The 24,577-nt window shown below is 72.8% G+C and carries 19 protein-coding genes and 2 pseudogenes; 14 read left to right on the top strand and 7 right to left on the bottom strand.

The window, feature by feature from the left end; all coding sequences use genetic code 11:
- Positions 1-7: 7 nt before the first annotated feature.
- Genes ACFYNS_RS12650 through ACFYNS_RS12640 form a run of 3 tightly spaced genes read right to left on the bottom strand, consistent with a single transcriptional unit; the run spans position 8 to position 3,830 of the window.
- Positions 8-1,117 carry an ABC transporter permease gene (locus ACFYNS_RS12650; protein ID WP_388602501.1) on the bottom strand — a complete coding sequence of 370 codons (1,110 nt, stop codon included), beginning with the start codon at positions 1,115-1,117 and terminating at the stop codon, positions 8-10.
- The gene (locus tag ACFYNS_RS12645) at positions 1,114-2,151 is read right to left on the bottom strand and encodes an ABC transporter permease (RefSeq protein WP_388602498.1); all 1,038 of its coding nucleotides are present in this window, start codon (positions 2,149-2,151) and stop codon (positions 1,114-1,116) included. Before ACFYNS_RS12645 ends, ACFYNS_RS12650 begins: the two co-directional genes overlap by 4 nt.
- Positions 2,148-3,830 (bottom strand): sugar ABC transporter ATP-binding protein, encoded by a 1,683-nt coding sequence (locus ACFYNS_RS12640; RefSeq protein WP_360289407.1) that lies wholly within the window; start codon positions 3,828-3,830, stop codon positions 2,148-2,150. Before ACFYNS_RS12640 ends, ACFYNS_RS12645 begins: the two co-directional genes overlap by 4 nt.
- Before the next feature lie 314 nt (positions 3,831-4,144).
- Here ACFYNS_RS12640 and rhaI point away from each other — a divergent pair, with 314 nt between their 5' ends.
- The 10 genes and pseudogenes from rhaI to ACFYNS_RS12590 all read left to right on the top strand — a co-directional run bounded on the left by rhaI (position 4,145) and on the right by ACFYNS_RS12590 (position 14,057).
- Positions 4,145-5,338 (top strand): L-rhamnose isomerase, encoded by a 1,194-nt coding sequence (gene rhaI / locus ACFYNS_RS12635; protein ID WP_360289409.1) that lies wholly within the window; start codon positions 4,145-4,147, stop codon positions 5,336-5,338.
- Between the two features lie 132 nt (positions 5,339-5,470).
- Complete coding sequence (locus ACFYNS_RS12630; protein ID WP_388602494.1) at positions 5,471-7,036, top strand: rhamnulokinase family protein; 1,566 nt, start codon at positions 5,471-5,473, stop codon at positions 7,034-7,036.
- Positions 7,027-7,779 carry a (Fe-S)-binding protein gene (locus ACFYNS_RS12625; RefSeq protein WP_388602492.1) on the top strand — a complete coding sequence of 251 codons (753 nt, stop codon included), beginning with the start codon at positions 7,027-7,029 and terminating at the stop codon, positions 7,777-7,779. Before ACFYNS_RS12630 ends, ACFYNS_RS12625 begins: the two co-directional genes overlap by 10 nt.
- A gap of 79 nt (positions 7,780-7,858) precedes the next feature.
- Positions 7,859-9,421, top strand: a complete 1,563-nt coding sequence (locus tag ACFYNS_RS12620) for a lactate utilization protein B (RefSeq protein WP_360289482.1) — start codon at positions 7,859-7,861, stop codon at positions 9,419-9,421.
- Entirely contained in the window at positions 9,418-10,098 is a 681-nt protein-coding gene (locus ACFYNS_RS12615) for an LUD domain-containing protein (RefSeq protein WP_360289415.1), read from the top strand. The genes ACFYNS_RS12620 and ACFYNS_RS12615 overlap by 4 nt, the downstream gene beginning before the upstream one ends.
- A 177-nt stretch (positions 10,099-10,275) precedes the next feature.
- Entirely contained in the window at positions 10,276-10,869 is a 594-nt protein-coding gene (locus ACFYNS_RS12610) for a hypothetical protein (protein WP_360289417.1), read from the top strand.
- A pseudogene (locus ACFYNS_RS12605) lies at positions 10,818-11,429 on the top strand (MBL fold metallo-hydrolase); the annotation flags it as partial. The gene ACFYNS_RS12610 and the pseudogene ACFYNS_RS12605, both read left to right, overlap by 52 nt.
- Before the next feature lie 101 nt (positions 11,430-11,530).
- Positions 11,531-11,848, top strand: coding sequence for an MBL fold metallo-hydrolase (locus ACFYNS_RS12600; protein ID WP_388602489.1), 318 nt, complete (start codon positions 11,531-11,533; stop codon positions 11,846-11,848).
- 74 nt (positions 11,849-11,922) lie between these two features.
- A complete protein-coding gene (locus ACFYNS_RS12595; protein WP_360289421.1) occupies positions 11,923-12,729 on the top strand; it encodes an ATP-binding cassette domain-containing protein in 807 nt (268 codons plus the stop codon).
- Between the two features lie 230 nt (positions 12,730-12,959).
- Positions 12,960-14,057 carry a questin oxidase family protein gene (locus tag ACFYNS_RS12590; protein WP_360289423.1) on the top strand — a complete coding sequence of 366 codons (1,098 nt, stop codon included), beginning with the start codon at positions 12,960-12,962 and terminating at the stop codon, positions 14,055-14,057.
- 7 nt (positions 14,058-14,064) lie between these two features.
- Here ACFYNS_RS12590 and ACFYNS_RS12585 read toward each other — a convergent pair whose 3' ends face one another.
- Positions 14,065-14,574 carry an O-acetyl-ADP-ribose deacetylase gene (locus ACFYNS_RS12585; RefSeq protein WP_360289425.1) on the bottom strand — a complete coding sequence of 170 codons (510 nt, stop codon included), beginning with the start codon at positions 14,572-14,574 and terminating at the stop codon, positions 14,065-14,067.
- A gap of 172 nt (positions 14,575-14,746) precedes the next feature.
- On the opposite strand from ACFYNS_RS12585, the gene ACFYNS_RS12580 reads away from it, so the two are divergent.
- Positions 14,747-16,045 (top strand): DUF1343 domain-containing protein, encoded by a 1,299-nt coding sequence (locus ACFYNS_RS12580; RefSeq protein ID WP_360289426.1) that lies wholly within the window; start codon positions 14,747-14,749, stop codon positions 16,043-16,045.
- 103 nt (positions 16,046-16,148) lie between these two features.
- Here the strand turns inward: ACFYNS_RS12580 and ACFYNS_RS12575 are convergent, their stop codons facing one another.
- Positions 16,149-17,993, bottom strand: coding sequence for an ABC transporter ATP-binding protein (locus tag ACFYNS_RS12575; RefSeq protein ID WP_388602485.1), 1,845 nt, complete (start codon positions 17,991-17,993; stop codon positions 16,149-16,151).
- Between the two features lie 147 nt (positions 17,994-18,140).
- Here ACFYNS_RS12575 and ACFYNS_RS12570 point away from each other — a divergent pair, with 147 nt between their 5' ends.
- Both ACFYNS_RS12570 and ACFYNS_RS12565 read left to right on the top strand, forming a co-directional pair.
- A complete protein-coding gene (locus ACFYNS_RS12570; RefSeq protein ID WP_360289430.1) occupies positions 18,141-18,587 on the top strand; it encodes a MarR family transcriptional regulator in 447 nt (148 codons plus the stop codon).
- 202 nt (positions 18,588-18,789) lie between these two features.
- Positions 18,790-21,759 carry an FAD-binding and (Fe-S)-binding domain-containing protein gene (locus ACFYNS_RS12565; RefSeq protein ID WP_388602482.1) on the top strand — a complete coding sequence of 990 codons (2,970 nt, stop codon included), beginning with the start codon at positions 18,790-18,792 and terminating at the stop codon, positions 21,757-21,759.
- A gap of 66 nt (positions 21,760-21,825) precedes the next feature.
- On the opposite strand, the gene ACFYNS_RS12560 is transcribed toward ACFYNS_RS12565, so the two are convergent.
- Positions 21,826-23,244, bottom strand: a complete 1,419-nt coding sequence (locus tag ACFYNS_RS12560) for an alpha-amylase family protein (RefSeq protein ID WP_388602480.1) — start codon at positions 23,242-23,244, stop codon at positions 21,826-21,828.
- 238 nt (positions 23,245-23,482) lie between these two features.
- On the opposite strand from ACFYNS_RS12560, the pseudogene ACFYNS_RS12555 reads away from it, so the two are divergent.
- Positions 23,483-23,641, top strand: a pseudogene (locus ACFYNS_RS12555) (gfo/Idh/MocA family oxidoreductase); the annotation flags it as partial.
- Positions 23,642-23,726: 85 nt separating this feature from the next.
- Here ACFYNS_RS12555 and ACFYNS_RS12550 read toward each other — a convergent pair.
- Positions 23,727-24,569 carry a L,D-transpeptidase family protein gene (locus tag ACFYNS_RS12550; protein ID WP_360289436.1) on the bottom strand — a complete coding sequence of 281 codons (843 nt, stop codon included), beginning with the start codon at positions 24,567-24,569 and terminating at the stop codon, positions 23,727-23,729.
- Positions 24,570-24,577 lie beyond the last annotated feature (8 nt).

Below are 24,577 nucleotides of genomic sequence, written 5' to 3'. Positions count from 1 at the left end.
GCGGGGGCTAGCGAAGCTCAGGTGGTGGCGCTGATGTGTCCGGCGCCGCGTCGGCCACCGTTTCGGGAGGTCCGGCGGCGGCCGTACGGCGTTGCCTGCGGGTGGTGAGCACCGAGACCGCGCGGGGGGTGAGCACGGAGATGATCAACAGCGCGCCAGTGACGATAACTTGGATCTCGTGCGAGACGTCGTTCAGGGTCAGCAGGTTGCGCAGGACGCCGATGAGCAGCACGCCCGCCACCGCTCCGCCGAGCGTGCCCTTGCCGCCGTCGAAGTCCACCCCTCCCAGCAGAACGGCTGCCACGACCGTCAGTTCCAGTCCCAGCCCGTTGTCGGCACGCGCGCTGCCGTAGCGGAGGGTGTAGACGATTCCGGCGAAGGACGCCACCAGGCCGCTGACCGCGAAGAGGATCAGCTTGAGGCGCTCGACCCGCACTCCGGCGTAGTGGGCGGCGTCCTCCTGGGCTCCGACGGCGAACAGCGCTCGGCCGAAGCCCGTGCAGTGCAGTACGACGGCCGCCAGGACGGCCAGCAGCGCGAAGAGTGCCAGCGGATACGGCACGAAGGTCCCGGGCACGGTCTCGCTGCTGCGCGCCCAGCGGGCATAGCTCTCGGGGAAGTCGGCGACGGCCTTGTCGCCCAGCACCACGGAGGCCAGGCCACGGTAGAGGGTGAGGGTACCGATGGTGACGGCCAGGGAGGGCAGCCCGACGCGGGTGACGAGCCAGCCGTTGAGCAGTCCGCCGGCCAGCCCGGCGAGCAGGCACAGCGGCACGAGCGTTTCGAAGGCCCAGCCTGCGTCCCACAGCGCACCCGCCAGCGCACTGGAGAGCCCGAGCATCGAGGCGACGGACAGGTCGACCTGCCCGGCGACCACCAGGAGGGTCATCGGCAGTGCCAGCAGGGCGATCTCGGCGGTGTCGTCGAGGGCCGCGGACAGGTTGGCCGCTTCGGAGAAGCCCGGGGTGGTGCCGGTGCCCACCAGGAACGCGGCGACCAGCAGCGCGCCGACGGCCGCGTCCCAGCGCAGCAGACCGCCCGGTCCGCGGCCGGCTCCGGTACGGCCTCCGGAGGGGGCGGGCCGCCGCTGCGCTGTCGGGGCCGGTGGTGCGTTCACTGCCGCCTCCTCTTCCTGAGCGCACGGGTGCTGCGGCTGCGCACCACCCGGTCGGTGCTGATGGCGGCGAGCAGCAGCGCGCCGGTGATGGCCTGCTCCCAGAAGGAATCGACTTTCAGCACGACCAGGGCGCTGCCGATGGTGGTCAGCAGCAGCGCGCCCAGCGCCGCGCCCCAGACGGTGCCCACTCCCCCGGTGATGGCGATGCCGCCGACGACGACGGCGCTGACGACGGTGAGTTCCCAGCCGTTGGCCGCGTCGGCGACGACGGTGCCGAAGCGCGCCAGCCACAGTGCGCCCGCGAATCCGGCGACGGCGCCGGAGAAGACGTAGGCGGCCAGCACCCGGCGGCGGACCGGGATGCCCGCCAGGCGCGCCGCCTCGGGATTGGATCCGATGGCGTACAGCTCCCGGCCGCTGCGGTAGGTCCGCAGGAAGTAGCCGGTCGCGGCCAGCACCAGCGCGGACAGCAGCGGCAGCCAGGGGATGCCGAGCACGCTGCCGCTGCCCAGGGTGAGTACGGAGTCGGGGACGGTGGCGGCGTTGATCTGCTCCCCGTGCGCCCAGGCGTGGTCGACACCCTGGATGACGTAGAGCATGCCCAGGGTGACGACCAGCGCGGGCACTCTGCCGAAGCTGACCAGGGCACCGCTCAGGAGCCCGCAGGCGGCACCGAGGGCGATGCCGAGCAGGACGAGGGAGAGGGGGCCGTGGTCGGTCCCGGAGACGAACGACCCGCAGGCGAAGGCGGTCAGGCCGACGACGGACCCGACGGACAGGTCGATGTTGCGGGTGAGGACGACGACGGACTGCCCGGTGGCCAGCAGCACCAGGATGGCGGAGTTGAGCAGCAGGTCCTTGACACCCTGCCGGTCGAGGAAGGCCGGGTTGACCAGCCAGGTGACGAGGATCAGCAGGAGGAGGACCCCGCCGATGCTGTACTCGCGGACGCGCAGGAGCGTTTCGGCGCTGGAGCCTCCGGCGGGCTCGGGTGCGGCACGTGAGGGGGCGGCGGGCGGCAGCGTGGTGCTCACGGGGTGCCTCCTTGCCGCCGTCGCGGCCCCGCGTCGGTGCGTGGGTCCTTGGGGGCCCGCGGTCCTCCCGGTCCCGGCGCCCTCGGCGCGCCGTCCGGCCCCCGCGCCGTACTGTCCGGCGCCGGCACCGCGCTCTCCGGCTCCGGCGCCGCACGGTCCGTCCTGACCCGTCCGGCGGCAGCGGCCAGCACCGTCTCCTCGTCCGCACGGTCCCGGGGGATGTCGGTGACGAGGCGGCCCTCCCGCATGACGAGAACGCGGTCGGCCATGCCGAGGACCTCGGGCAGGTCCGAGGAGACCATCAGGATGGCGAGTCCGTCGGCGGCCAGCGCGGCGAGCAGCCGGTGCACCTCGGCCTTGGTGCCGACGTCGATGCCGCGGGTGGGCTCGTCGACGACGAGGACCCTTGGGCGGGTGGCCAGCCATTTGGCGAGGACGACCTTCTGCTGGTTGCCGCCGGAGAGTACGTTCGCGGAGTCGGAGAGGCGGTCGTACTTCAGCCGCAGTCGCTCTCCCCAGTCCTCGGCGCGGGCGCGCTCGGCGGAGCGGCGGACGAGTCCGGCCGGGCCGAGGCTGCCGAGACCGGTGAGTCCGATGTTGCGTTCGATGGAGGCTTCCCTCACCAGTCCGCGCTGTCTGCGGTCCTCGGGTACCAGAGCCATTCCGGCCCGCATGGCGGCGGTGGGCGATCCGGCGCGCAGCGGCGTTCCGGCCACCCGGACCTCGCCCGCGTCGGGGCGGTCGACGCCGAAGACCGCTTGCGCGACCTCGCTGCGGCCCGCGCCGACGAGTCCCGCCAAGGCGACGATCTCGCCTTCGCGCACCTCGAAGGAGACGTTCCGGAAGACGCCCTCGCGGGTCAGCCCGCGCACCGCGAGCGCGACCTCACCGCTGCGGGCCCGGCGTTCGGGGTAGAGATGCTCCAGTTCCCGGCCGACCATGCGGCGGACGAGCGCGTCCTCGGTGAGGTCGGCCAGCGGTTCGGTGGCGACCGGTTCGCCGTCCCGGAGCGTGGTGACGTGCGAGCACAGTTCGAAGATCTCACCGAGCCGGTGGGAGATGAACAGCACCGCGGCTCCCGCGGCGCGCAGGGCCTCGACCACGGAGAAGAGCCGCGCCGTCTCCCGGCGGGTGAGCGCCGCTGTGGGTTCGTCCATGACCAGTACCCGGGCGTCGAAGGAGAGCGCCTTGGCGATCTCGACGAGTTGCTGGTCGGCGATGGACAGGCCGCGGGCGGCGCGGTCGGGGTGGAGGTCCACACCCAGCCGGTCCATCAGCACGGTGGTCGCCTCGCGGGTGGCGGCGCGGTCGATGCGCCCCAGGGAGCGGCGGGGCTGGCGGCCCATGAAGATGTTCTCGGCGATGGACAGGTCGCCGAAGAGCGTCGGTTCCTGATGGATGACGGCGATGCCCGCGTCCCGCGCTCCGGCCGGCCCGTGGAAGGCGGTGGGCGATCCGTCGAACAACACCTCGCCACTGTCGGGTGCGTGCACACCGGCGAGGATCTTGATCAGTGTGGACTTGCCCGCGCCGTTCTCCCCCGCGAGGGCGTGGCTACGCCCCGCGTGCAGGTCGAGGTGCACACCACGCAGTGCGCGCACGCTGCCGAAGGACTTGCTCACCCCTCTCAGCGCGAGGACCGGCACACGGTCGGCGCCGGGCGGCGCGGTCCTGCCCATGTCACCCCTCCGATACTCGGCCGCTCAGCAGCCACAGCAGGGAACTTGACGGTCCGGCGGAGATGAATTGATTCACAAGATGCCGGACGACGGACGGGAAGCTAGCCCTCGCCGACAGAGCGGTCAAGAGGGCGGCAACCCCGCGAATCTCGGTGATGGAAGGGGTATTGACCCCACTTGACGAAGGCCTCTACGTTCCCGGGAACAGAGGCTTGAATCGTTTTTAGCCAGCACCCGCTCCTGCCGTCGCCCGAGGACCCCGGACGCTCCGGGTCCCGGCAGCCGTCCAGCGCCGCGTCCATTCGAGGAGCCGTATGTCTGAGCCGAACCCCGCGCGCCTGACGTCCGCGCTGCGCGCACAGCGGATCGAGACACCGTCATGGGCGTACGGGAACTCCGGGACCCGCTTCAAGGTCTTCGCGCAGCCCGGCGTCCCCCGCACGGTCCACGAGAAGCTGGACGACGCGGCCCAGGTACACCGGCACACCGGTGTGGCCCCCCTGGTGGCCCTGCACATCCCCTGGGACCTCACCGGCGACTTCGGCGCCCTCGCAGGCCACGCCCGGGAGCGCGGACTGCGGCTGGGAACCGTCAACGCGAACGTCTTCCAGGAGGAGGAGTACAAGCTCGGTTCCGTCACCAATCCGGAGCCCGCGGTACGGCGCAAGGCACTGGAGCATCTGATGGAGTGCGTCGACATCATGGACGCGACCGGCTCCCGCGACCTGAAGCTGTGGTTCTCCGACGGTCTCAACTACCCGGGCCAGGATGACCTGCGGGCCCGCCAGGAACGGCTGGCGGAAGCCCTGTGGGCCGTCTACGAACGGCTGGGCCCGGACCAGCGGCTGGTGCTGGAGTACAAGCTGTTCGAGCCCGCCTTCTACGCCACGGACGTACCCGACTGGGGCACCTCCTACGCGCACTGCCTCAAACTCGGCCCCAAGGCCCGGGTGTGCGTGGACACCGGACACCACGCACCGGGCACCAACATCGAGTTCATCGTCGCCTTCCTGCTGGGCGAGGGGAAGCTCGGCGCGTTCGACCTCAACTCCCGCTTCTACGCGGACGACGACCTGATGGCCGGGGCCGCCGATCCCTTCCAGCTCTTCCGCATCATGTACGAGGTACGCGCCGGCGGCGGCCTGCCGGGCACGCCGGAGAGCGCGGAGGGCGACCCCGCGATCGCCTTCATGCTCGACCAGTGCCACAACATCGAACCCAAGATTCCCGCCGTCATCCGCTCGGTGATGAACGTGCAGGAGGCGACGGCCAAGGCGCTGCTGGTGGACCGGGAGGCGCTGCGGGAGGCGCAGGAGTCGGGAGACGTGCTGGGCGCCCACGCGGTGCTGATGGACGCCTACGACACCGATGTGCGGCCGCTGCTGGCCGACATGCGCGAGGAACTGGGTGCCGACCGCGACCCCGTGGCGGCCTACGCGGCGTCCGGATGGGCGGAGCGGATCGTCCACGACCGTGCGGGAGGCCGGCCGGCAGGGTGGGGCGCGTGAGGCCCCGGCGCCCGCGCCGGGGCTGCCGGACTCCGCGGACGTCCGGCGGAGCGCACCGCACGCAGGGGCACCCGCACCGCCCTTCCGGAGGGCCGGAGCAGCGCGGCACACCGTACGAGCCACGCGGCTCCCATGCCGCCCGCTGACCCGGGTCCGCGCCGGGCGACGACGGCCTGCGGGGACGTCTTCGCCGCCGTCGACCTGGGCGCCTCCAGCGGCCGCGTCATGCTCGGCCGGGTACGGGAGGGCCGACTCGACCTGGAGGAAGTGCACCGGTTCGCCAACCGGCCGGTGCGGGTGCTCGGCACCCTCCACTGGGACATGCTGAGGATCCACCGGGGCGTGCTGGAGGGGCTGCGCGCCGTGGCGGCGGCCACCGGTGCGGCCGGTCCGGCATCCGTGGGCATCGACTCCTGGGGCGTCGACTACGGCCTGCTGGACGCGGACGGGGCGCTGCTCGGCAATCCGGTGCACTACCGCGACACACGCACCCGGAACGCGCCGGACGAGGTCGAGGCGGTGCTGCCGGCCGCCGAGCTGTACGCGCACACCGGTGTCCAGCGGATGCCCATCAACACGCTGTACCAGTGGACCGCGTCCCGCGGCAGCCCTCAGGCGCGCGCGGCCCGCCGGATGCTGCTCGTCCCCGATCTCGTCTCCTACTGGCTCACCGGCACGTGCGGTACCGAGCTCACCGCCGCCTCCACCACCCAGTTCCTCGACCCCCGCACCGGGAACTGGTCCCCGGCAGTCGCCGAGGCGGTCGGGCTGGACCTCGGCCTCTTCGCCCCGCTGCGCTCCCCGGGGGACCCGGCCGGAGAACTGCTGGACGATGTGCTCGCCGAGACCGGGCTGCGCGGTCCGGTGCCCGTGACGGCTGTGGGCGCGCACGACACGGCGTCCGCCGTCGCCGCCGTGCCCGCCCTCGGTGAGCGCTTCGCCTATCTGGCCACCGGTACCTGGTCCCTGGCCGGGGTCGAGCTGACCGAGCCGGTGCTGACCGAGGAGAGCCGGGCGGCGAACTTCACCAACGAACTGGGGGTGGACGGCAGGGTGCGCTATCTGCGCAACGTCATGGGGCTCTGGCTGCTCCAGGAGTGCCTGCACAGCTGGGCGGCGGAGGGCACACCGCAGGAGCTGGATCCGCTGCTGCGGTCGGCCGCCCGGGTGCCCGGCCTGCGGTCGGTCGTGGACGTGGGCGGGTCCGAGTTCCTGCGGCCGGGGCGGATGCCCGGGCGGCTGGCCGCTGCGTGCGCACGCAGCGGCCAGCCGGTCCCGCGCGATCCGGCCGAGACGGCACGCTGCGTGCTGGACTCGCTCGCCCTCGCGCACCGCGACGCGGTCTTCGACGCGCGGCGGCTGGCCGGCGTCGAGGTGGAGGCGGTGCACCTGGTGGGCGGCGGAGCGCGCAACGCGCTGCTGTGCCAACTGACGGCGGACGCCTGCGGACTGCCCGTGGTCGCCGGTCCCGTGGAGGCGGCGGCGTACGGGAACCTGCTGGTCCAGGCCCGTACCGCCGGAGCGGTGACGGGGCCGCTGCCCGCACTGCGCGCCCTGGTGCGCGACAGCGTGCGGCTGCGACAGTATGACCCCGGAGGTGATCGCTCGTCGTGGGAGCGGGCTGCCGCGCGCCGCGCCGCTGGCGCGCATCCCACCGGCCGGCACCGCCAGGACGGAAGGGAGTCGCCGTGCGCGTAGCGCTCTTCGTCACCTGCGTCAACGACGCGCTCTACCCGCGCACGGGACGGGCCGTGGTGACGCTGCTGGAGCGGCTCGGCGTCCGGGTGGACTTCCCCGAGGCGCAGTCGTGCTGCGGCCAGCCGCAGTTCAACACCGGATACCGGCACGCGACCGAGCCCCTGGTGCACCGGTACGCCTCCGCCTTCGCCGGCTACGACCACATCGTGGTCCCCTCGGGGTCCTGCGCGGCCATGGTGCGGGAGAACTACCCGCGCATCGGAGCCGGAGCGGCGGCCGAAGGGCGGGGCGGCAGGCTTGCCGCGGCAGCAGACCGGGTCGTGCCGCGCACCTACGAGCTGACGGAGTTCCTCGTGGACGTCCTGGGGGTCACCGATGTCGGTGCGTACTACCCCCACACCGTCACCTACCATCCGACCTGCCACGGGTTGCGGGTGCTCGGCCTGGGCGGCCGGCCGCGCGCCCTGCTGGACCGGGTGAAGGGGCTGGAGCTGCGCGAGTTGGCGAGCGCCGAGGAGTGCTGCGGCTTCGGCGGCACGTTCGCGGTCAAGAACCCGGCCGTCTCCTCGGCGATGGGCGCTGACAAGGCGCACCACATCCGGGCGAGCGGCGCGGCGTCGGTGTGCACGGTGGACAACTCCTGTCTGATGCACATCGGCGGCCTGCTCTCCCGGGAACGCTCGCAGGTTCGGCCCGTCCATCTCGCGGAGATCCTGGCGAGTACCGAGGAGTCACCCTGGTGAGCGGCGGACGCGCGGCCGCACGGCCGGGCCCGGCCGCCGCAGCGGGCCGCACGGGCAGGACGAGGGACGGAGGGGTCCGGTGAGCGTCACCTATCTGGGCATGCCGCCGTTCCCGGAGGCTGCGGCAGTGGCCGCCGTGGACGAACGGCTGCGCGGCAACCTCCGGCATGCCACCCGAACGATCCGCGACAAGCGCGCGGGCGCCGTGGCGGAACTGGCCGACTGGTCCGCACTGCGGACAGCGGGGGCACAGATCAAGGACCGCACGCTCCGCCATCTGGACCACTATCTCGAACAGCTGGAGACCGCGGTCACCGCCGCGGGCGGCACGGTGCACTGGGCCGCCGACGCACAGGAGGCCAACGAGATCGTCACGCGCCTCGTACGGGAGACCGGGGAGCGCGAAGTCGTCAAGGTCAAGTCCATGGCCACGCAGGAGATCGGCCTCAACGAAGCGCTGGAGCAGGCGGGCATCTCGGCCTACGAGACGGATCTGGCGGAGCTGATCGTCCAGTTGGGCGACGACCGCCCCTCGCACATCCTGGTGCCCGCCATCCACCGGAACCGCTCCGAGATCCGCGAGATCTTCCGGGAGCGGATGGAGCGTTGGGGCCGGCCTGCGCCGGACGCGCTCAGCGACCGTCCCGGCGATCTGGCGGAGGCTGCCCGGCTGCACCTGCGGGAGAAGTTCCTGAGAGCCAAGGTGGGCGTTTCCGGAGCGAATTTCCTGGTCGCCGAGACCGGAACGCTGGTCGTCGTCGAGTCCGAGGGCAACGGCCGGATGTGTCTGACGTTGCCCGAGACACTGATCTCGGTGGCCGGCATCGAGAAGGTCATCCCCACCTGGCAGGACCTGGAGGTCTTCCTGCAACTCCTGCCGCGCTCCAGCACGGCGGAGCGGATGAACCCCTACACCTCCACCTGGACGGGTATCACACCCGGCGACGGCCCCGCCGCATTCCATCTGGTGCTGCTGGACAACGGGCGCACCGACACACTGGCGGACCGGGTGGGCCGGCAGGCGCTGCGCTGCATCCGCTGCTCGGCCTGCCTCAACGTGTGCCCGGTGTACGAGCGCGCGGGCGGACACGCGTACGGCTCCCCCTACCCGGGGCCCATCGGCGCGATCCTGACGCCGCAGCTCGACAGCATGGAGACCGGGCTGGACGCCTCCTTGCCGTACGCGTCGTCGCTGTGCGGTGCGTGCTACGAGGTGTGCCCGGTGGCCATCGACATCCCCGAGGTGCTGGTGCACCTGCGGGAGCGCGTCGTCCAGGGTGGCACCGCCACCGTGCGCGGGGAGCGCACGACGGTGCGGCCGGCCAGGGGACACGCGGCGGAGCGTGCCGCCATGCGGGCGGCTTCCTGGACGTTCGACCATCCGCGTGCGCTGCGTGCCGGTGAGCGGATGGCCGCGCGGGCGCGGCGTCTGGTGCCACGCCGGCTGCCGGGGCCCGGCCGCGCCTGGAGCGACACCCGGGAGGTGCCGACTGTGCCGGCGGAGCCGTTCCGCGACTGGTGGCGGCGCACCCGCGGCACGGCGGGCGGCGCATCCGGGAGCACCGCCGGGCACACCACGGACGGGGGCACCGGAGCAGCCGGCTCGGCGGGCCGCACCGGGCCCCGGGAGGGCCCGTGGTGAGCAGCCGGGAGACGGTACTCGGACGGGTGCGCCGGGCGCTGGCCGACGTACCGCGCGGAGAGCTGCCGCAGCAGGCGCCGGTCGCCCGCGACTATCTGCACGTCCACGGCCGGCGTTCCCCGGCCGAGGCCGCACGGCTGCTCGCCGTCCATCTGGCGGACTACCGGGCGCAGGTGCACCACAGCACTCCCGACGGGCTGCCGGAGGCCGTCGCAGGGCTCCTCCTGCGCCGGGGGTCGCGCCGCGCGGTGACTCCTCCGGGGGTCCCCGAGGAGTGGCTGCCGGACGGGATCGAGCATCTGCGGGACACGGCGGCACTCACCCCATTCGCGCTGGACGCGGTGGACAGTGTGGTGACCGGGTGCGCGGTCGCGGTGGCCGAGACCGGCACCCTGGTCCTGGACGGCTCCCGGGACCAGGGGCGGCGGCGCATCACACTGGTCCCCGACCATCACGTGTGTGTGGTGCGGGTGCCGGAGCAGGTCGTGGACTCCGTACCGCAGGCTCTGGAGCGGCTGGATCCGGCACGGCCGCAGACGTGGATCTCGGGACCGTCCGCCACCAGTGACATCGAACTCGACCGGGTGGAGGGCGTGCACGGACCGCGCACGCTGGACGTGGTGCTGGTGTCCGCGGACGGGCGGCAGGCGGCGGACGGCGGAGCCGCACGGAGCTGACCGGCCGCGCACCGGTCGCCCGCTGTTCTCACGGACGTAACTCCCCTGTATTACCGCGGAGTTCGACCGCACTGTTATCCGATTTCCTTACCGGAAGCGCTGGTTCGAGCAGGTGTTGCCGTGCAAGGGTCGAACCGTTCGTTCCATATCCCGTATTTCCGCAAGGAGTTCGCGCACGTGAGCCACCCCCAGACCGCCCCCCGCACCGGTACGCCGTCCGGCTTCCCGGACTCCGAGCACCCGGCCGGGCAACCGGTGCGGAAGCCGGGCCTCGTGGTCGCCCTGCTGGCCGCCACCGCACTGTCCGCCTTCTCCGGCGCCGTCGGTGCGCTGCTGGTGTACGTCGGCGGCAAGGACCTCGCGGACCGGAACGTCCGCAACGCCGTGGACAGCGACCCGACGGCGGTCGGCCTGCCCGCGGGCACGGATGCGGCCGATGTCGCGGAGATGTCCCGCACCGCATGGGACGACGTCGTCAACGAGTGGCAGAGCACCATGTCGGCGCGGGCCGCGATCGCCCTGGCCATGGCTCTCGCCCTGCTGCTGGCCGGGCTGTTCGTCGGCAGCAGATGCACCCTGTGGACCCGGGTCCTGCTCACCGTGCTGGCGGTGGGCGGAGCAGCCTTCCCGCACCTGCTGATCCTTCGGGACGCGGCGCCTGCGGGGCCGTACACGACCAGCCTGATCGCCGCAGCACTGGCGCTTCTCGCGGCGGTACTGTGCTGGCTGCCGCCGGTGGGGCGTTACCGGCAGGCGATCCGCGGCAGCTGACCGCACCGGCAGCGATCCCGTCCGACAACGTTGCCGGACGGGGTCGCCGGGCGGGGAGGGGCACCGGACGAGGTTCACCGGGCGGGGTTTCGCCGGACGCGCAACCGCTCAGCCCGGGGCGTAACGCCGCGCAGGCGGCGCCCCGGGCCGCCTACGGTGCCACCGTGGAATCCCGAACAGTGCGTCCCTCGCTGCACGTCGTCCCGTTCCCCGTCGGCCAGGCCTATCTATGGCAGGACGGTGCCGAGATCACGCTCATCGACACCGGTCCACCCGGCAGCGCCGACGCGCTCGCGGAGGCCGTACGCGGCTGCGGGGCCGGCTCCGGGCGGCTGCGCCGGATCGTCCTCACCCACTTCCACCCCGACCACACCGGTTCGGCCGCCGAGCTGGCGAGACGGTACGGGGCCGAGGTGGTGGCACACCGCGCGGACGCTCCCGTGATCCGCGGCCGGGTGCCCGCCCCGCCACCGGACATGGCGGGGGCGCCGGAGTGGGAGCGTGCTCTCTTCGACCAGGTGCACGCCCCCTTCGGCAGCACCTCCGACGCGCCCGCGGTACCACCCGCGCCGCCCTGCCGGGTCGACCGGGAGGTGGCGGAGGGCGACCTGCTGGACTTCGGCGGCGGCGCCCCGCGCCGCCCTGCCGGGTCGACCGGGAGGTGGCGGAGGGCGACCTGCTGGACTTCGGCGGCGGCGGCGCCACCGTGCTGTCGGTGCCCGGACACACCGAGGGCAGCATCGCGGTGCTGCTGCCCGAGCACCGCACACTGTTCACCGGCGACACGGTCGCCCGGCTCGCAGAAGGGCCCGTACCGGGCGTGTTCAACCTGGACCGGGCCCGTACGGCGGCCGCGTTCCTGCGGCTGTCCGCGCTGGCGGCTGACGAGGGGGTCGAGACCGTCTGCTTCGGGCACGGGGAACCGCTGACCAGCGGCGGCGGTGAGACACTCGCGCAATCCGCTGCACGGTACAGCTAGTCTGGTCGGCCGCACGGCACACAGGAGCGCGCCGCGCCGTGCGCACCCACCGCTCAGCAGGACCGGGAGGCCCCGTGAACCAGCCCGCACCCAGCCAGGTCGCCTCGGTCCAGGGGGTCGGTGTCCGCCGCTCGGCCTCGGACCAGCTCATCCTCGACGGCATCGACTGGTCGGTCCGGGCCGGGGAGCACTGGGCGCTGCTGGGAGCCAACGGCGCCGGGAAGACCACCTTGCTGAAGCTCCTCGGCGCCGTGCTGCACCCCACCACCGGCAGCGTGGAAGTGCTGGGCAACAGGCTGGGCAGGGTGGATGTGCGCGAACTGCGCGCACACATCGGCCATGTGTCCACCGCGCAGCGTGTGCCGCAGGACGCCACGGCGCACACGGTCGTACTGACGGGGGCGACGGGCACGGTGCAGCCGCTGTGGCGCAAGTACGACGACGCGACCCGGCGGCTGGCGAGCGACCTGCTCTCGGAGCTGGACTGCAAGGAACTGGTCGAGCGGCCCTTCGGGGTGTGCTCGGGGGGCCAGCGCGCCCGGGTGCTCATCGCCCGCGCCCTGATGCCCGCGCCCTCGCTGCTGCTGCTGGACGAGCCCTTCAACGCGCTCGACCTGCCCTCGCGCGAGGACCTGATCGACGCGCTGCGCCGACTGGCCGCCGACCGCCCGTCCCTGGCGACCGTGACGGTCACCCACCATCTGGAGGAGCTTCCCCCGAGCACCAGCCACGCGCTGCTGCTCCGGGAGGGCAGAACCGCTGCGTGCGGCCCCGCACCCGAGGTGCTGAGCGGTGAGGTCCTGACGCAGTGCTTCGGCCGCCCCGTCGAGGTCTCCCGCAGGGACGGCCGGTGGCTGGCCCGCTCGGGCCGTCGGTCCTGAGGCCTCCTGGCTGCCGAGCCCGTCGTGCCCGGGATGCCGGGGCTCCTGGGCCCGTCGTGCCCGGGGGGCCGGGGGCTCCTGGGCCCGTCGTGCCCGGGGGCATCGGGGCCGTCCCGCCGTCGGACCGCGACCCGCTTCTCCCGGGACCGCGAGCCTAGGCCCTTCGCCGCGGCCGGGTTCCACCCCGCGTCCGATACCGGCCGCCGGGCCCGCTCGTAACGTCCTTGGGCATGGAATCGACGAGAGAGAACACGAGCGGCGGCGACCCGACCGGCACCCTGGACGAGGCCTTCGCACGCCTGCACGCCAGCGGGCCCGAACGGGAGGGCTGGCTCAGCAACCACGCCCCCATGGCGGTGGAAGCGCTGGTGCGGCACGGTCGGGCTCCGTCGGTGCACCGCTGGATCGACGACTACCGGGACAAGCTGGAGGACCTGCCCGGACAGCGCACACGGGTCACCGCTGAGAACTGGACCGAGGCGCTGGGGGATTCGCGGCGGCTGGGGGACTGGATCGGCTACTTCGCCCGCCAAGTGGAGGAACGCCCCTGGCGTGACGTGCTCGCCCTGTGGTGGCCGCGGCTGCTGCCGGGCATCTCCGCGGGCGCCACCCACCCGGTGATCCGCACCGGACACGCCGTACGGGTGCTGCTCGCGGACGGCCCGCCGAGTGCCCCGCGGCTGGCGGAGCTGGCGCACGCGCTCGGCTACTGGGCGGCCCGGCACAGCACACTGCCGGAGATCGACCTGCTGCCGCGGCACCCCACCGCGGCGGCGGGGCTCGAAGCCGTCCCGCTGATCGCCGACCGGAGCGGCGGTATCCGCGAACGACTGGCGCGCATCACCGCGCTGCCCCATCGGCCGCAGGCGGGGCGCCCCGGACCGGACGCGGTCGCCGCGGACGGCGCCACCGATGCCGACACGGCCCGGGCCGACCTGCGGGAGATCGTCCGCGCCGCCACCCACCGGTACGCCACCCACGCGCACGGCTCGCCCGTCATGCTGGTGCACGCGGCCACCGCGCCCAACGCGGTGCTGCGCACCCTGCCCGCGCTCCCGCCCCACCTGTGGGCCCCCAGTGCCGACGCCGCCTGGGCCGCGAGCGCGGCCGTCACAGCCGTGTACGCGCCCGTGCAGGCGGCGCCGGTCCCGGACAGCACCCCGCCCGCCCCGCAGGAGGTCTTCGCCCGTGCGGCGGCCCACGGCGACGAACACGCGATCAAGTTCGCGGACACCGCGCTGGAGGTGGCGGCCGGCGTGGAAGGCGGCGATCCGCTGTCCATGGCGGCAGCGCTGCGCGCGACGGAACTGATCCCGCAGGGCAGCTGACCGGGGCTCAGAAGGCCGCGCGGAAGGCGTCGTACGAGGGCTGCCCGAACAGCACGAGGCGCACCTCGGCGAAGCCCTCGCCCTCGGCCCGCAGGGTGCGCAGCGCGATACGTGCCGCGTCGTCCAGCGGCCAGCGGTAGACACCCGTGGAGATGGCGGGGAACGCGATCGTCCGGGCACCGAGTTCACGAGCGGCCCGCAGCGACTCGCGGTGGCAGGAGGCCAGCAGCTCCGAGCGGTCCTCCTGCCCGCTCCAGACCGGGCCCACCGTGTGGATGACCCAGCGTGCCGTCAGCCGTCCCGCCGTGGTGGCGACCGCCGCGCCGGTGGGGAGGCCGCTGCCGTACCGTTCGGCGCGCAGCCTGCGGCACTCGGCGACGATCTCCGGGCCGCCCTTGCGGTGGATGGCTCCGTCCACGCCTCCGCCGCCCATCAGGGAGGAGTTGGCCGCGTTGACCACGGCGTCGACGTCCTGTTCGGTGATGTCCCCCTGCACGAGGGTGATGTGGGTGGGCATGGCCCCATCCTGGCGCGGCGCCAGGCGGGGCGCATGCCGGTGATCCGGTCCGGGCCCCGAACGGCGCCGCGGCACGGCTGTCCGCTGCGCGCCCTCTGGTCGGTGCTCCCGAGTTCGTATTAGCTTGCCCCACCGCCCGCTGCACTCCTGAACGCCGGAAGGACGGTCCCCGATGACCGCTGCACCCTCGCGCCGTTCGCTGCTGGCCGGTGGCGCCACCGCCACCCTCGGCACACCGCTGCTCGCCCCGTCCGCCGCCGCGGAATCCTCCCGTCCCGGCGGCGGCCACCGCACGCCGCATGTGATCCCGGGCGCCGACGCGGCGGCCGCCGAGGGCTGGCGCACGCTGCGGGGCCGGAAGCTCGGCGTCCTCAGCAATCCGACCGGGGTGCTGCGGGACGCCCGGCACGTGGTCGACTCGATGGCGGCGCACAAGGAGCTGCGCATCGCGGGTGTCTTCGGCCCGGAGCACGGATTCCGGGGCAGCGCGCAGGCGGGCGGGTCGGAGCCCGAGTTCGAGGACCCGCGCACGGGGCTGACGGTCTACGACGCCTACGGGGCCGACGGTGCGAAACTGGCCGCCCTGTTCCGCAAGGCTGAGGTGGACACGGTCGTTTTCGACATCCAGGACGTCGGGGTGCGCTTCTACACCTACATCTGGACGATGTACCACGCGATGGTCGCCGCGCGGGAGATCGGGGCGTCGTTCGTGGTGTTGGACCGGCCGAACCCGATCGGCCGCAGGGTGGACGGTCCGCTGCTGACGCCCGAGTTCGCCTCCGGCGTCGGGCTCAAGCCGATCATCCAGCAGCACGGTATGACGGTCGGTGAGCTGGCCCGCTACTTCAACGGCGAGCTGCTGCCCCGGGAGGGCGACGGCGGCCGGGTGGAGCTGGAGGTCGTCCGGGTACGGGGCTGGTCGCCGCGCACCCCGGCGCAGGAGACGGGGCTGGCCTGGGTGCCGCCGTCCCCCAACGTCCCGACTCCCGACACGGCGACCGCCTACGCGGGCACCGGGTACTTCGAGGGCACCAACCTGTCGGAGGGACGCGGGACCACGCTGCCCTTCCAGTTCATCGGTGCCCCGTTCCTGGACCACCACTACAGCGACCGGCTCAACGGGCTCGGACTGGAGGGGGTGCGCTTCCGGGAGGGCTATTTCGTCCCCACGTTCAGCAAGCACCAGGGCAGGACCTGCGCGGGTGTGCAGCTCCTGGTGACCGACCCCGCCCGCTACCAGGCCGTGCCGACGGCAGTGGCCATGCTGCGGGAGGCGATGCGGTACGACGAATTCGCCTGGCGTGAGGACGCCGATCCGAAGCGGCCCTTCTGGATCGACAAGCTGTCGGGCTCCTCCCGGCTGCGGGAGATGCTGGACGCGGGCCGGAGCCTGGAGACGATCACGGGGGCCTGGCGGGCGGAGGTGCGCGACTTCGAGCGGGCCAGGCGCCCCTATCTGCTCTACCGGTGAGGGGGTCCGCGGCGGGCGCCCCCGCCGGGCTCCCGCTCGCCGGTGTCCCGGCGGGGATCGTCCACCGCCGTCTCCGGGCCGGCCGCCCGCTGTTGCCCGCCGGTCAACTGCTCACTGCCGCGTCCGCGGTCCGGCTGTCGCGCCGGACCAGCGCGGCGTACCGGCCCTCCGCCGCGAGGAGCTCGGTATGGGTGCCGCGCTCGGCGATCCGCCCGCCGTCCAGGACGACGATCTGGTCGGCGTCGCGGATGGTGGAGAGGCGGTGCGCGATGGTGAGCGTGGTGCGCCCTTCCGAGAGTGCGTCGACGGCTTCCTGGACCGCGCGCTCGGTGCGGGTGTCGAGTGCGCTGGTGGCCTCGTCCAGGATGAGTACCGGCGGGTCGCGCAGGATGGTGCGCGCGAGGGCGAGCCGCTGCTTCTCGCCGCCGGAGAAGCGGTAGCCGCGCTCGCCCACGAGGGTGTCGTAGCCGTCCGGCAGCGCGGCGATCTGCTCGTGGATCTGCGCGGCGGTCGCCGCCTCGCGCAGATCCTCGTCGGTGGCGTCCGGCCGGGCGAAGCGGAGGTTGTCGGCGACCGTCGCGTGGAAGAGGTAGGTCTCCTGGGAGACCACGCCGACGGCTCCGGAGAGGGTCGCGAAGTCGAGGTCCCGTACGTCGACCCCGTCGAGGGCGACCCGGCCTCCGGTCACGTCGTAGAGCCGGGGCACCAGGTAGCTGAGGGTGGACTTGCCCGAACCGGTTGCCCCCACGACCGCGAGGCTGCTGCCGGCGGGGACGGTCAGGTCGATACCGCGCAGGGTGTGGCCGCCGTCGCGTGCGGGGCTGCCCGGCGGGCGGGTGTCGTAGGTGAAGTCCACGTTCTCGAAGCGGATTTCCCCGCGGACCTGCGGAAGCGGGACGGGGCGGCGCGGCTCGGTGATGGAGACGGGCAGGTCGAGGTATTCGAAGATGCGCTGGAAGAGCGCGAGCGAGGTCTGCATCTCCACGCCCGTGGTGAGCAGCGAGACGGTGGGGCGCAGCAGCCCCTGCTGGAGGGTGACGAAGGCGACGAGGGTGCCGATGGAGAAGGCGGGCCCGCCGAAGTGGGTGAGCATGCCCGCCGTCCAGTAGAGCAGTGCGGGGATCGCGGACATCACGATCCCGATGGTGGACATCCGCCAGCGCCCGGCCATGTGGGAACGGATCTCCAGGTCGGCCAGGGTCTCGGATTCACCGGCGAAGTTCCTGGTGAGCGAGTCGGCCCGGCCCATGGTGCGGCCGAGCAGGATGCCGCTGACCGACAGGGACTCGGTGACGAGCGCGGACATGACGGCCATCTGCTTCTGCCGCTGGGTGGTGATGCGCTTGCGCTCCCGCCCCACCCGGCGGCTCACCCAGACGAAGAAGGGCAGCAGTACCAGGGAGGCGAGCGTGAGCCGCCAGTCCAGCGCGAGCATGGCGACGATGGTGGCCACCACGCTGGTGAGGTTGGAGACCAGCGAGGTCGCCGTCGAGGTGACGGTCGCCTGCATCCCGCCGATGTCGTTGGCGATGCGGGACTGGACCTCGCCCGTCCGGGTCCGGGTGAAGAAGGCGAGCGGCATCTGCTGGAGCTTGGCGTACACCCCGGTGCGCAGGTCGTGCATGACGCGCTGGCCGACCGTGGTGCTGATGAGCGTCTGGAGCACACCGAAGACGCTGGTGACGACCGCGGTGACGATCAGGCCGAGAGCGAGCAGCGAGAGCAGCCCGGTGCGCTGCTGGGGGATGGCGACGTCCAGGATCTCGCGCAGCAGGAACGGCGAGGCGACGGAGACCAGGGAGGAGGCGGCCACCAGGAGGCCGACCAGGGTCAGGCGGGCACGGTAGGGGCGGAAGAGCCGCAGGATGCGGCGCACCTGCGCGGGCTGCTCCCGCGGCGTCGGGCTTTCCTGCGGTGACGGCGTCCAGCCGGGTACTTCACGGTGCAAGGGGCTCCTCGGTACTCGGGGGTGTTGCCCGGGGGCGGAGCCGTTCCGCCGGCTCGGGCGCGCTCGGCGGACTGCGCCGAGGCTCATGGAGCATAGTTCATCGTTACCTATGTTCACAATGACCTACATCCTGATAACCTGCCGGACATGGTCCACCACCCCTCCGCCGAACGCGCCTCAGACCTGGCTGACCAGCTCCTGCACCTGACGAAGCGGATCAACCACGCGCATCGGCAGAACTTCGCACCGCTGGGGGTCACCCCCGCGCAGGGCCGCATGCTGCGCACGGTCGCGCACTGTCCGCAGCCGCCCCGGATGGCGGACCTCGCCACCCGGCTGGGCGTGGTGCCCCGGCAGGTCACCAGCCTGGTCGACGCGCTGGAGGAGCGCGGCCTGGTGCGCCGCGCCCCCGACGCCACCAATCGCAGGGTGATCCGCATCGAACTGACGGAAGGCGGCTCGACGGCCCTCACCGCACTGCGCCGGGCCCGCAGGAGCGCCGCGGAAGAGCTGCTCGCGCCACTGACCGCCGCACAGCGCGACGAACTCAGCCGACTGCTGGCCCTGCTCGACGCGGACCAGGGCGGCCACTGACACCGGCCGCGGAAGCCCGGCCCGACCGCGGTGGCGCAGGCCCTCCGGCTCCGGCTGCGCACCCGCGGCGCTGCGCAGCGGACCGGCCGATGACCGTTACGCGGCGGGAACGACCCTCACGGCCCCGGCCGACCGGCGGAACTAGCATGTGCCACACACAAGTCCGCACTCCCGCCCGAACCCTGTGCGCCCAGGAGATGCCATGCCGCTGCTCGAACCCGAGGCCGGAGCGCTGCGCCCGCGGACCGGCACCGGCCACTCCCCCGCCGCCGACCGGGTCCCCGAGACGCTGGCACACGGCACGCCCCAGCCGCTGCGCGGCGACCTGGAGCGGCTGCTGGGGCCGGAGAAGGTGCTCAGCAAGGTGTCCGATCTGGTGCGCTACGCCTCCGACGCGAGCCCCTACCGGTTCGTGCCGCAGGTGGTCGTCCTGGCCGAGGACGTGGACGATGTCTCCGCCGTGCTCGCGTACGCGCGGGACAACGGCCGGGACGCCGTCTTCCGCGCCGCGGGGACCTCGCTGAACGGGCAGGCCCAGGGCGAGGACATCCTGATCGACGTCCGCCGACACTGGGCGGGTGTCGAGGTGCTGGCGGAGGGCGAGCAGGCCCGGATCCGGCCGGGTACCACCGTCTTCCGCACCAACGCCGCGCTGGCACGGCACGGGCGGCTGATCGGCCCCGACCCGGCCAGCGCCATCGCCTGCACCGTGGGCGGAGTGGTGGCCAACAACGCCTCCGGGATGACCGCCGGAACCACGCGCAACTCCTACCGCACGGTCGCCTCGCTCACCTGCGTCCTGCCCAGCGGCACGGTCGTGGACACGGCGGACCCGGCGGCGGAGGAGAAGCTGGCACAGGCGGAGCCGGAGCTGTGCGCGGGACTGCTGACGCTCAAGGCGGAGATCGAGGCGGACGCCGCGCTGGTGGCCCGGATCCGGGCGAAGTACGAGCTGAAGAACACCAACGGATACCGGCTCGACGCCTTCCTCGACGGCAGCACCCCGGTGGAGATCCTGCGGGGGCTGATGGTGGGTTCCCAGGGCACGCTCGGCTTCCTCGCCGAGTTCGTCTTCGACACCCTGCCCCTGCACAGGCGCACCTCGACCGGACTGTTCTTCTTCCCGTCGCTGTCCGCGGCGGCCGCGGCCGTGCCGCGCTTCAACGAGGCCGGTGCCCTGTCCGTGGAGCTGATGGACGGGAACACGCTGCGCGCCTCCGTCAGCGTCTCCGGCGTGCCGCAGGACTGGGCCCAGCTGCCCAAGGAGACCACGGCCCTGCTGGTGGAGTTCCGCTCCCCCGACGACGCCGTGCGCGAGCAGCGCGAGGAGGCGGCGCGTGCGGTGCTGGCCGGACTGGAACTGGTCGCACCGGTCGCCTCCGTGACCAACGAACTGACCCGCGACCCGGCCACGATCGCCTCCTACTGGAAGGCGCGCAAGGCGTTCGTCACCGCGGTCGGCGGCTCGCGTCCCGCGGGCACCACGCTGATCACCGAGGACTTCGCCGTACCGCCCTCCCGGCTGGCCGAAGCCTGCGAGGCGCTGCTGGAGCTGCAGGAGCAGCACGGATTCGACGCGGCCGTCGCCGGTCACGCGGCACACGGCAACCTGCACTTCCTGCTGGCCTTCGACGCGGCGGCGCCGGACGACGTGGAGCGCTACGCGGCCTTCATGGACGCGTTCTGCCGGATGACCGTGGAGCGCTTCGACGGCTCCCTGAAGGCCGAGCACGCCACCGGCCGCAACATCGCCCCCTTCCTGGAGCTGGAGTGGGGCAGTACGGCGACGGAGCTGATGTGGCGGGTGAAGCGGCTGCTGGACCCGACCGGGGTACTGGCGCCCGGTGTGCTGCTGGACCGCGACCCGCAGGCTCATCTGCGGGGCCTCAAGTCCATCCCCGGGGTGGAGGCGGCCGCCGACCCCTGCATCGAGTGCGGCTTCTGCGAACCGACCTGCCCGAGCGAGGATCTGACCACCACGCCGCGGCAGCGGATCGTACTGCGCCGCGAGATGACGCGGCAGGCCCCCGGCTCGCTCGTCGGCGAGAACCTGCTGGCCAGCTACGGCTACGACGCCGTTGACACCTGTGCGGGCGACTCCACGTGCAAGCTGGACTGCCCGGTCGGCATCGACACCGGGGCGCTGATGAAGACCCTCCGGCACGCCCGCCACTCGCCGCGCGAGGAGCGTGCCGCGGAGCGCACCGCGCGGCACTTCGCACAGGTGGAGCGCGCGGCCCGGCTCGCGGTGGCCGCCGGGGACCGGATCCGCCGCCGGGTGCGCGGGCGGGGAGGAGATCTGGGCGACCGGTTGCTCGGTGCCGCGACCGGTGCCGCCCGCCGGGCGGTCCGCCCCGACCTGGTGCCGCAGTGGCTGCCGGAGATCCCGGCGGCGGCCGCCAAGCGGCTCCCGGCGACGGGCAGGCAGGACGCCGCCGCGGTCTACTATCCGGCGTGTGTGAACCGCATCTTCGGCGACCCGGACGGCCACCGCGGGCTGTCGCTGCCGGAAGCCCTCGTCACCGTCTCGGCCCGCGCCGGTCGCCCGGTGTGGATACCGGAGGACGTCACCGGGACCTGCTGCGCGACGATCTGGCACTCCAAGGGCTACGAGGCGGGCAACGCCCTGATGGCCAATCGCATGGTGGAGGCCGCCTGGCGATGGACCGACGGGGGTGAACTCCCGCTCGTCGTCGACGCGTCCTCCTGCACTCTGGGACTGGCGGAAGAGGTCGTCCCGTACCTGACACCGGCCAACCGCAAGCTGCACGCGAGGCTGACAGTGCTCGACTCCCTCGTATGGGCCGCCCGCGAACTGCTGCCGCGGCTCACGGTGGAGCGGAAGGTCACCTCGGCTGTGCTCCATCCCACCTGCTCCATGCGGCACCTGGGTGACGAGGCGGAGCTGCGCGAGGTGGCCGAGGCGTGCGCCGAGAAGGTCGTGGTGCCGCTCGACGCGGGATGCTGTGCCTTCGCGGGTGATCGCGGCCTGCTGCACGAGGAGCTGACCGCCTCCGCGACGGCCCGGGAGGCCGCGGAGGTGAACCGCCGCTCCTACGACACGTATCTGTCGGCCAACCGCACCTGCGAGATCGGCCTCGACCACGCGACCGGCAACCGGGGGTACCACTCGGTCCTCCAGGAACTGGAGCTGGCGACCCGGCCGCGATGAGGCGGTCCGGGCGGGCCGTGATGAGGCCCGCCCGGATCGGCCCGTTCACCCCGTTCGTCCCGTTCCTCAGCCGGTTGCCTCCACGTGGAAGGCCACGGCCTGATGAGGCGGGACCGTCAGCCGCGCGGTGCCGTCGGCGGCGACCGTGACCTTCTGCGCGCAGCCGCCCTGCGCGGCGGCGACATCGCAGTACGTTCCGGCGGGCAGGGAGGTCTGGAACGTCCTGCTCAGCTCGGCGCCGCCGTTGTTGAGGGCGACGAATCCCCGGTCGCCGCGCCCGAAGGCGAGTGCCTGGCCCTCGGACCACCAGTTCGTCAACTCCGCGGTGCCGACCGCGTTGCGGAAGCCGACCATGCCGGTGATCTCGGGTTCGGCGTGGAGGTCCGTCCACCCGGTCTCCCCCGTGGGCGGTCCGGCGTCGCGGTCGGTGAACGTGTAGCCCGAGAAGATGTTCGGGGAACCGTAGGGGTGGGCCAGCTCGAAGATACTGGCGAGGGTGTGGGCGGCGCCGTCCCGGTAGGTGAGCGTCGAGCCGTTGCGTTCGGTGTCCCAGTTGTCGACGAACGTGCGTGCCGTCTCGCTCTCCAGCATGCCGTCACCGATGCTCCGCAGGGATCCGAGGTCGCCGCCCTGGAAGGCGCTCTTGAGGCGGCGGCCGTAGCGGAACTCGTCCACGTCGCCGACACCGGTGTACTCCTCGGGCTGCACCGCCTCACCGGCACCGTGGATGACCTCGCTGACCCAGTAGCCGGGCGGCTGGGTCAGCTTCGCCTTGACGGCCGCCAGATCGGAGGCGGCCATGTGCTTGGCGGCGTCGATGCGGAACCCGGCCACGCCGAGGGAGCGCAGATCCTCGAGGTAGCCGGCGAGGGCGGTCCGCACCTTCTCGCTGCCGGTGTCCAGGTCGGCCAGACCGACGAGTTCGCAGTTCTGCACCTCGTCGCGGTCGGTGTAGTCCGAGATGTCGTGGCGGCAGGTGTGGAAGTCGGTGTCCTGGTAGGTCCCGGTGTAGTCGTACTTGCTGTACGCGGTGCCGCCGGTGCCGGTACCCGACCCGGAGCTCATGTGGTTGACGACCGCGTCGGCGATGACCTGCACGCCGGCCGCCGCGCAGATCTCGACCATGTGCGCGAAGTCCTCCCGGTCGCCGAGCCGTCCGGCGATCCGGTAGCTGACCGGCTGGTACGACGTCCACCACTGGTCGCCCCTGATGTGCTCGGTGGCGGGTGAGACCTCGACATAGCCGTACCCCGCCGGGCCGAGGGTGTCGGTGCACTCCCGGGCGACGGAGGTGAATGGGCGCTCGAACAGCGTCGCGGTGACTGTTCGTTCGCCCGGCGCCGCGGATCCGTCCGCAGCGGGCCGTGCCGATACCGCGGATGCCGGTGCCGAGCGGGCTGCCCGGGCCTGCCAAGGCGTCGCCGCCAGCAGGGCACCGGCCACCAGTACTCCCGCCGTACCGGCGCTGAGCAGTTGTCTTCTCATCGTGCGGCTCCTTCGGTCTGCGGGCCAGGCAGGGCCCGGGAAGGCAGCAGCCAGATATCTCGGCCGCCGTGGGGGGGCGACGGGCAGTCGCGGACGGCCCGTTCGCGGGCGGTACGGCCGGGAGCCTGCCGGTGTCCGGTGGCGCCGTCAAGGGAACCTGCAAGAGTTTCCGCTCTATTGCGGCAAGATTTTGCGGGCACGGAAGTCCCTCCACGGGTGACGAGAGTCCACGTGCGTCGACTTCGACGTCTACGACGCCGCGACCTGGACGTCGCCCGTCCCGCTCAGCCACGCCTCCATCAAGGCCAAGGGCACGCCGCAGGAGATCCCCGACTTCACCCGCGGGCACTGGAAGAGGAAGCGACCCGGGGTCGACTCCGAGAAGCCGAAGACCTGAGCGGGGGGCCGGAGAACGCACCGGCGTCCGCGCGGGCCGAACCGGATGAGCCAGGACAGGGCCGGGCACCGGGCCCGGTCTCAGTTCACCTCCTGAGCGAGGCCCGGTCCCCCATCACCACCACGGGATGCTTGTCCGGGTCCAGCGTGCGCAGCAGGGTCCGCATGCCGGACTTGGACAGGCTCACACACCCCGACGTCCCGCTGCCGTGATCCATGTGCAGCCAGATGCTGCCCCCCTTGGCCTTGCCCTGCGGGCGGGTCGGGTCGAGGGGGGAGGTACCGGTCACGCGGTTGTAGTCGATCGCGATCACATGGTCGAAATCGTGCCGGGTCTTCTTCGGCCAGTACGAGGGCGGGGTGAACGCCGACGTGTGCGTGTAGGGCAGCTTGGCCTCGCCGTCCGGCAGCACGCCTCCTGCGTCCGAGAGCGTGAAGACGCCGACCGGGCTGCGTTTGTCCCCCTCGTGGTGGTCCGTCGTCCAGCCCTTCTTGCCGTTGTGCCCGGCCCAACTGTGCTCCTCGCGCCACTTCTTGCCCTGCCGCGTGTAGAGCCGCACCGTGGCCTGTGCCGCATCCTCGCCCTTGCCCTCGACCGCCACGACCTGGCTCGCGTCATCGGGGATCTTCGACTGGAGCCGGTCACCCACCCGGGGGATACGGGTGGGGTTCTCGGCCAGTTCGGCCTGCGCCGAGTGCTCGGGCACCTTCGTCCGTTTGGGCCCGCCGGAACCACGGTCGCCCCCGCTGTCCCCGCCGCATCCGGAGAGCAGCACCGCCAGCGCGGTGCCCGCCGCGGCGGCCGCCACGGCCCTACCGGCCGCTTCCCGCCCCCGGGCCCCGCCGACCGGCGCGCCCCGGGAGAGGTCCTGAGCGGCCTCCGGCCGGAGGGTTCCGCCACCTGTACGTCGTGCCCCACGCATGCCCATGCTCTCCA

Source organism: Streptomyces sp. NPDC006925 (assembly GCF_042869575.1).
Lineage (GTDB): Bacteria > Actinomycetota > Actinomycetes > Streptomycetales > Streptomycetaceae > Streptomyces.
This window is presented reverse-complemented; position numbering and strand designations above follow the sequence as displayed.

Excerpts from the sequence above, each read along its gene's own strand:
- ACFYNS_RS12640 (WP_360289407.1), bottom strand. The coding sequence starts at position 3,830 with ATGGGCAGGACCGCGCCGCCCGGCGCCGACCGTGTGCCGGTCCTCGCG.
- rhaI (WP_360289409.1), top strand. The coding sequence starts at position 4,145 with ATGTCTGAGCCGAACCCCGCGCGCCTGACGTCCGCGCTGCGCGCACAG.
- ACFYNS_RS12630 (WP_388602494.1), top strand. The coding sequence starts at position 5,471 with ATGCCGCCCGCTGACCCGGGTCCGCGCCGGGCGACGACGGCCTGCGGG.
- ACFYNS_RS12590 (WP_360289423.1), top strand. The coding sequence starts at position 12,960 with ATGGAATCGACGAGAGAGAACACGAGCGGCGGCGACCCGACCGGCACC.
- ACFYNS_RS12585 (WP_360289425.1), bottom strand. The coding sequence starts at position 14,574 with ATGCCCACCCACATCACCCTCGTGCAGGGGGACATCACCGAACAGGAC.
- ACFYNS_RS12580 (WP_360289426.1), top strand. The coding sequence starts at position 14,747 with ATGACCGCTGCACCCTCGCGCCGTTCGCTGCTGGCCGGTGGCGCCACC.
- ACFYNS_RS12570 (WP_360289430.1), top strand. The coding sequence starts at position 18,141 with ATGGTCCACCACCCCTCCGCCGAACGCGCCTCAGACCTGGCTGACCAG.
- ACFYNS_RS12565 (WP_388602482.1), top strand. The coding sequence starts at position 18,790 with ATGCCGCTGCTCGAACCCGAGGCCGGAGCGCTGCGCCCGCGGACCGGC.
- ACFYNS_RS12560 (WP_388602480.1), bottom strand. The coding sequence starts at position 23,244 with ATGAGAAGACAACTGCTCAGCGCCGGTACGGCGGGAGTACTGGTGGCC.
- ACFYNS_RS12550 (WP_360289436.1), bottom strand. The coding sequence starts at position 24,569 with ATGGGCATGCGTGGGGCACGACGTACAGGTGGCGGAACCCTCCGGCCG.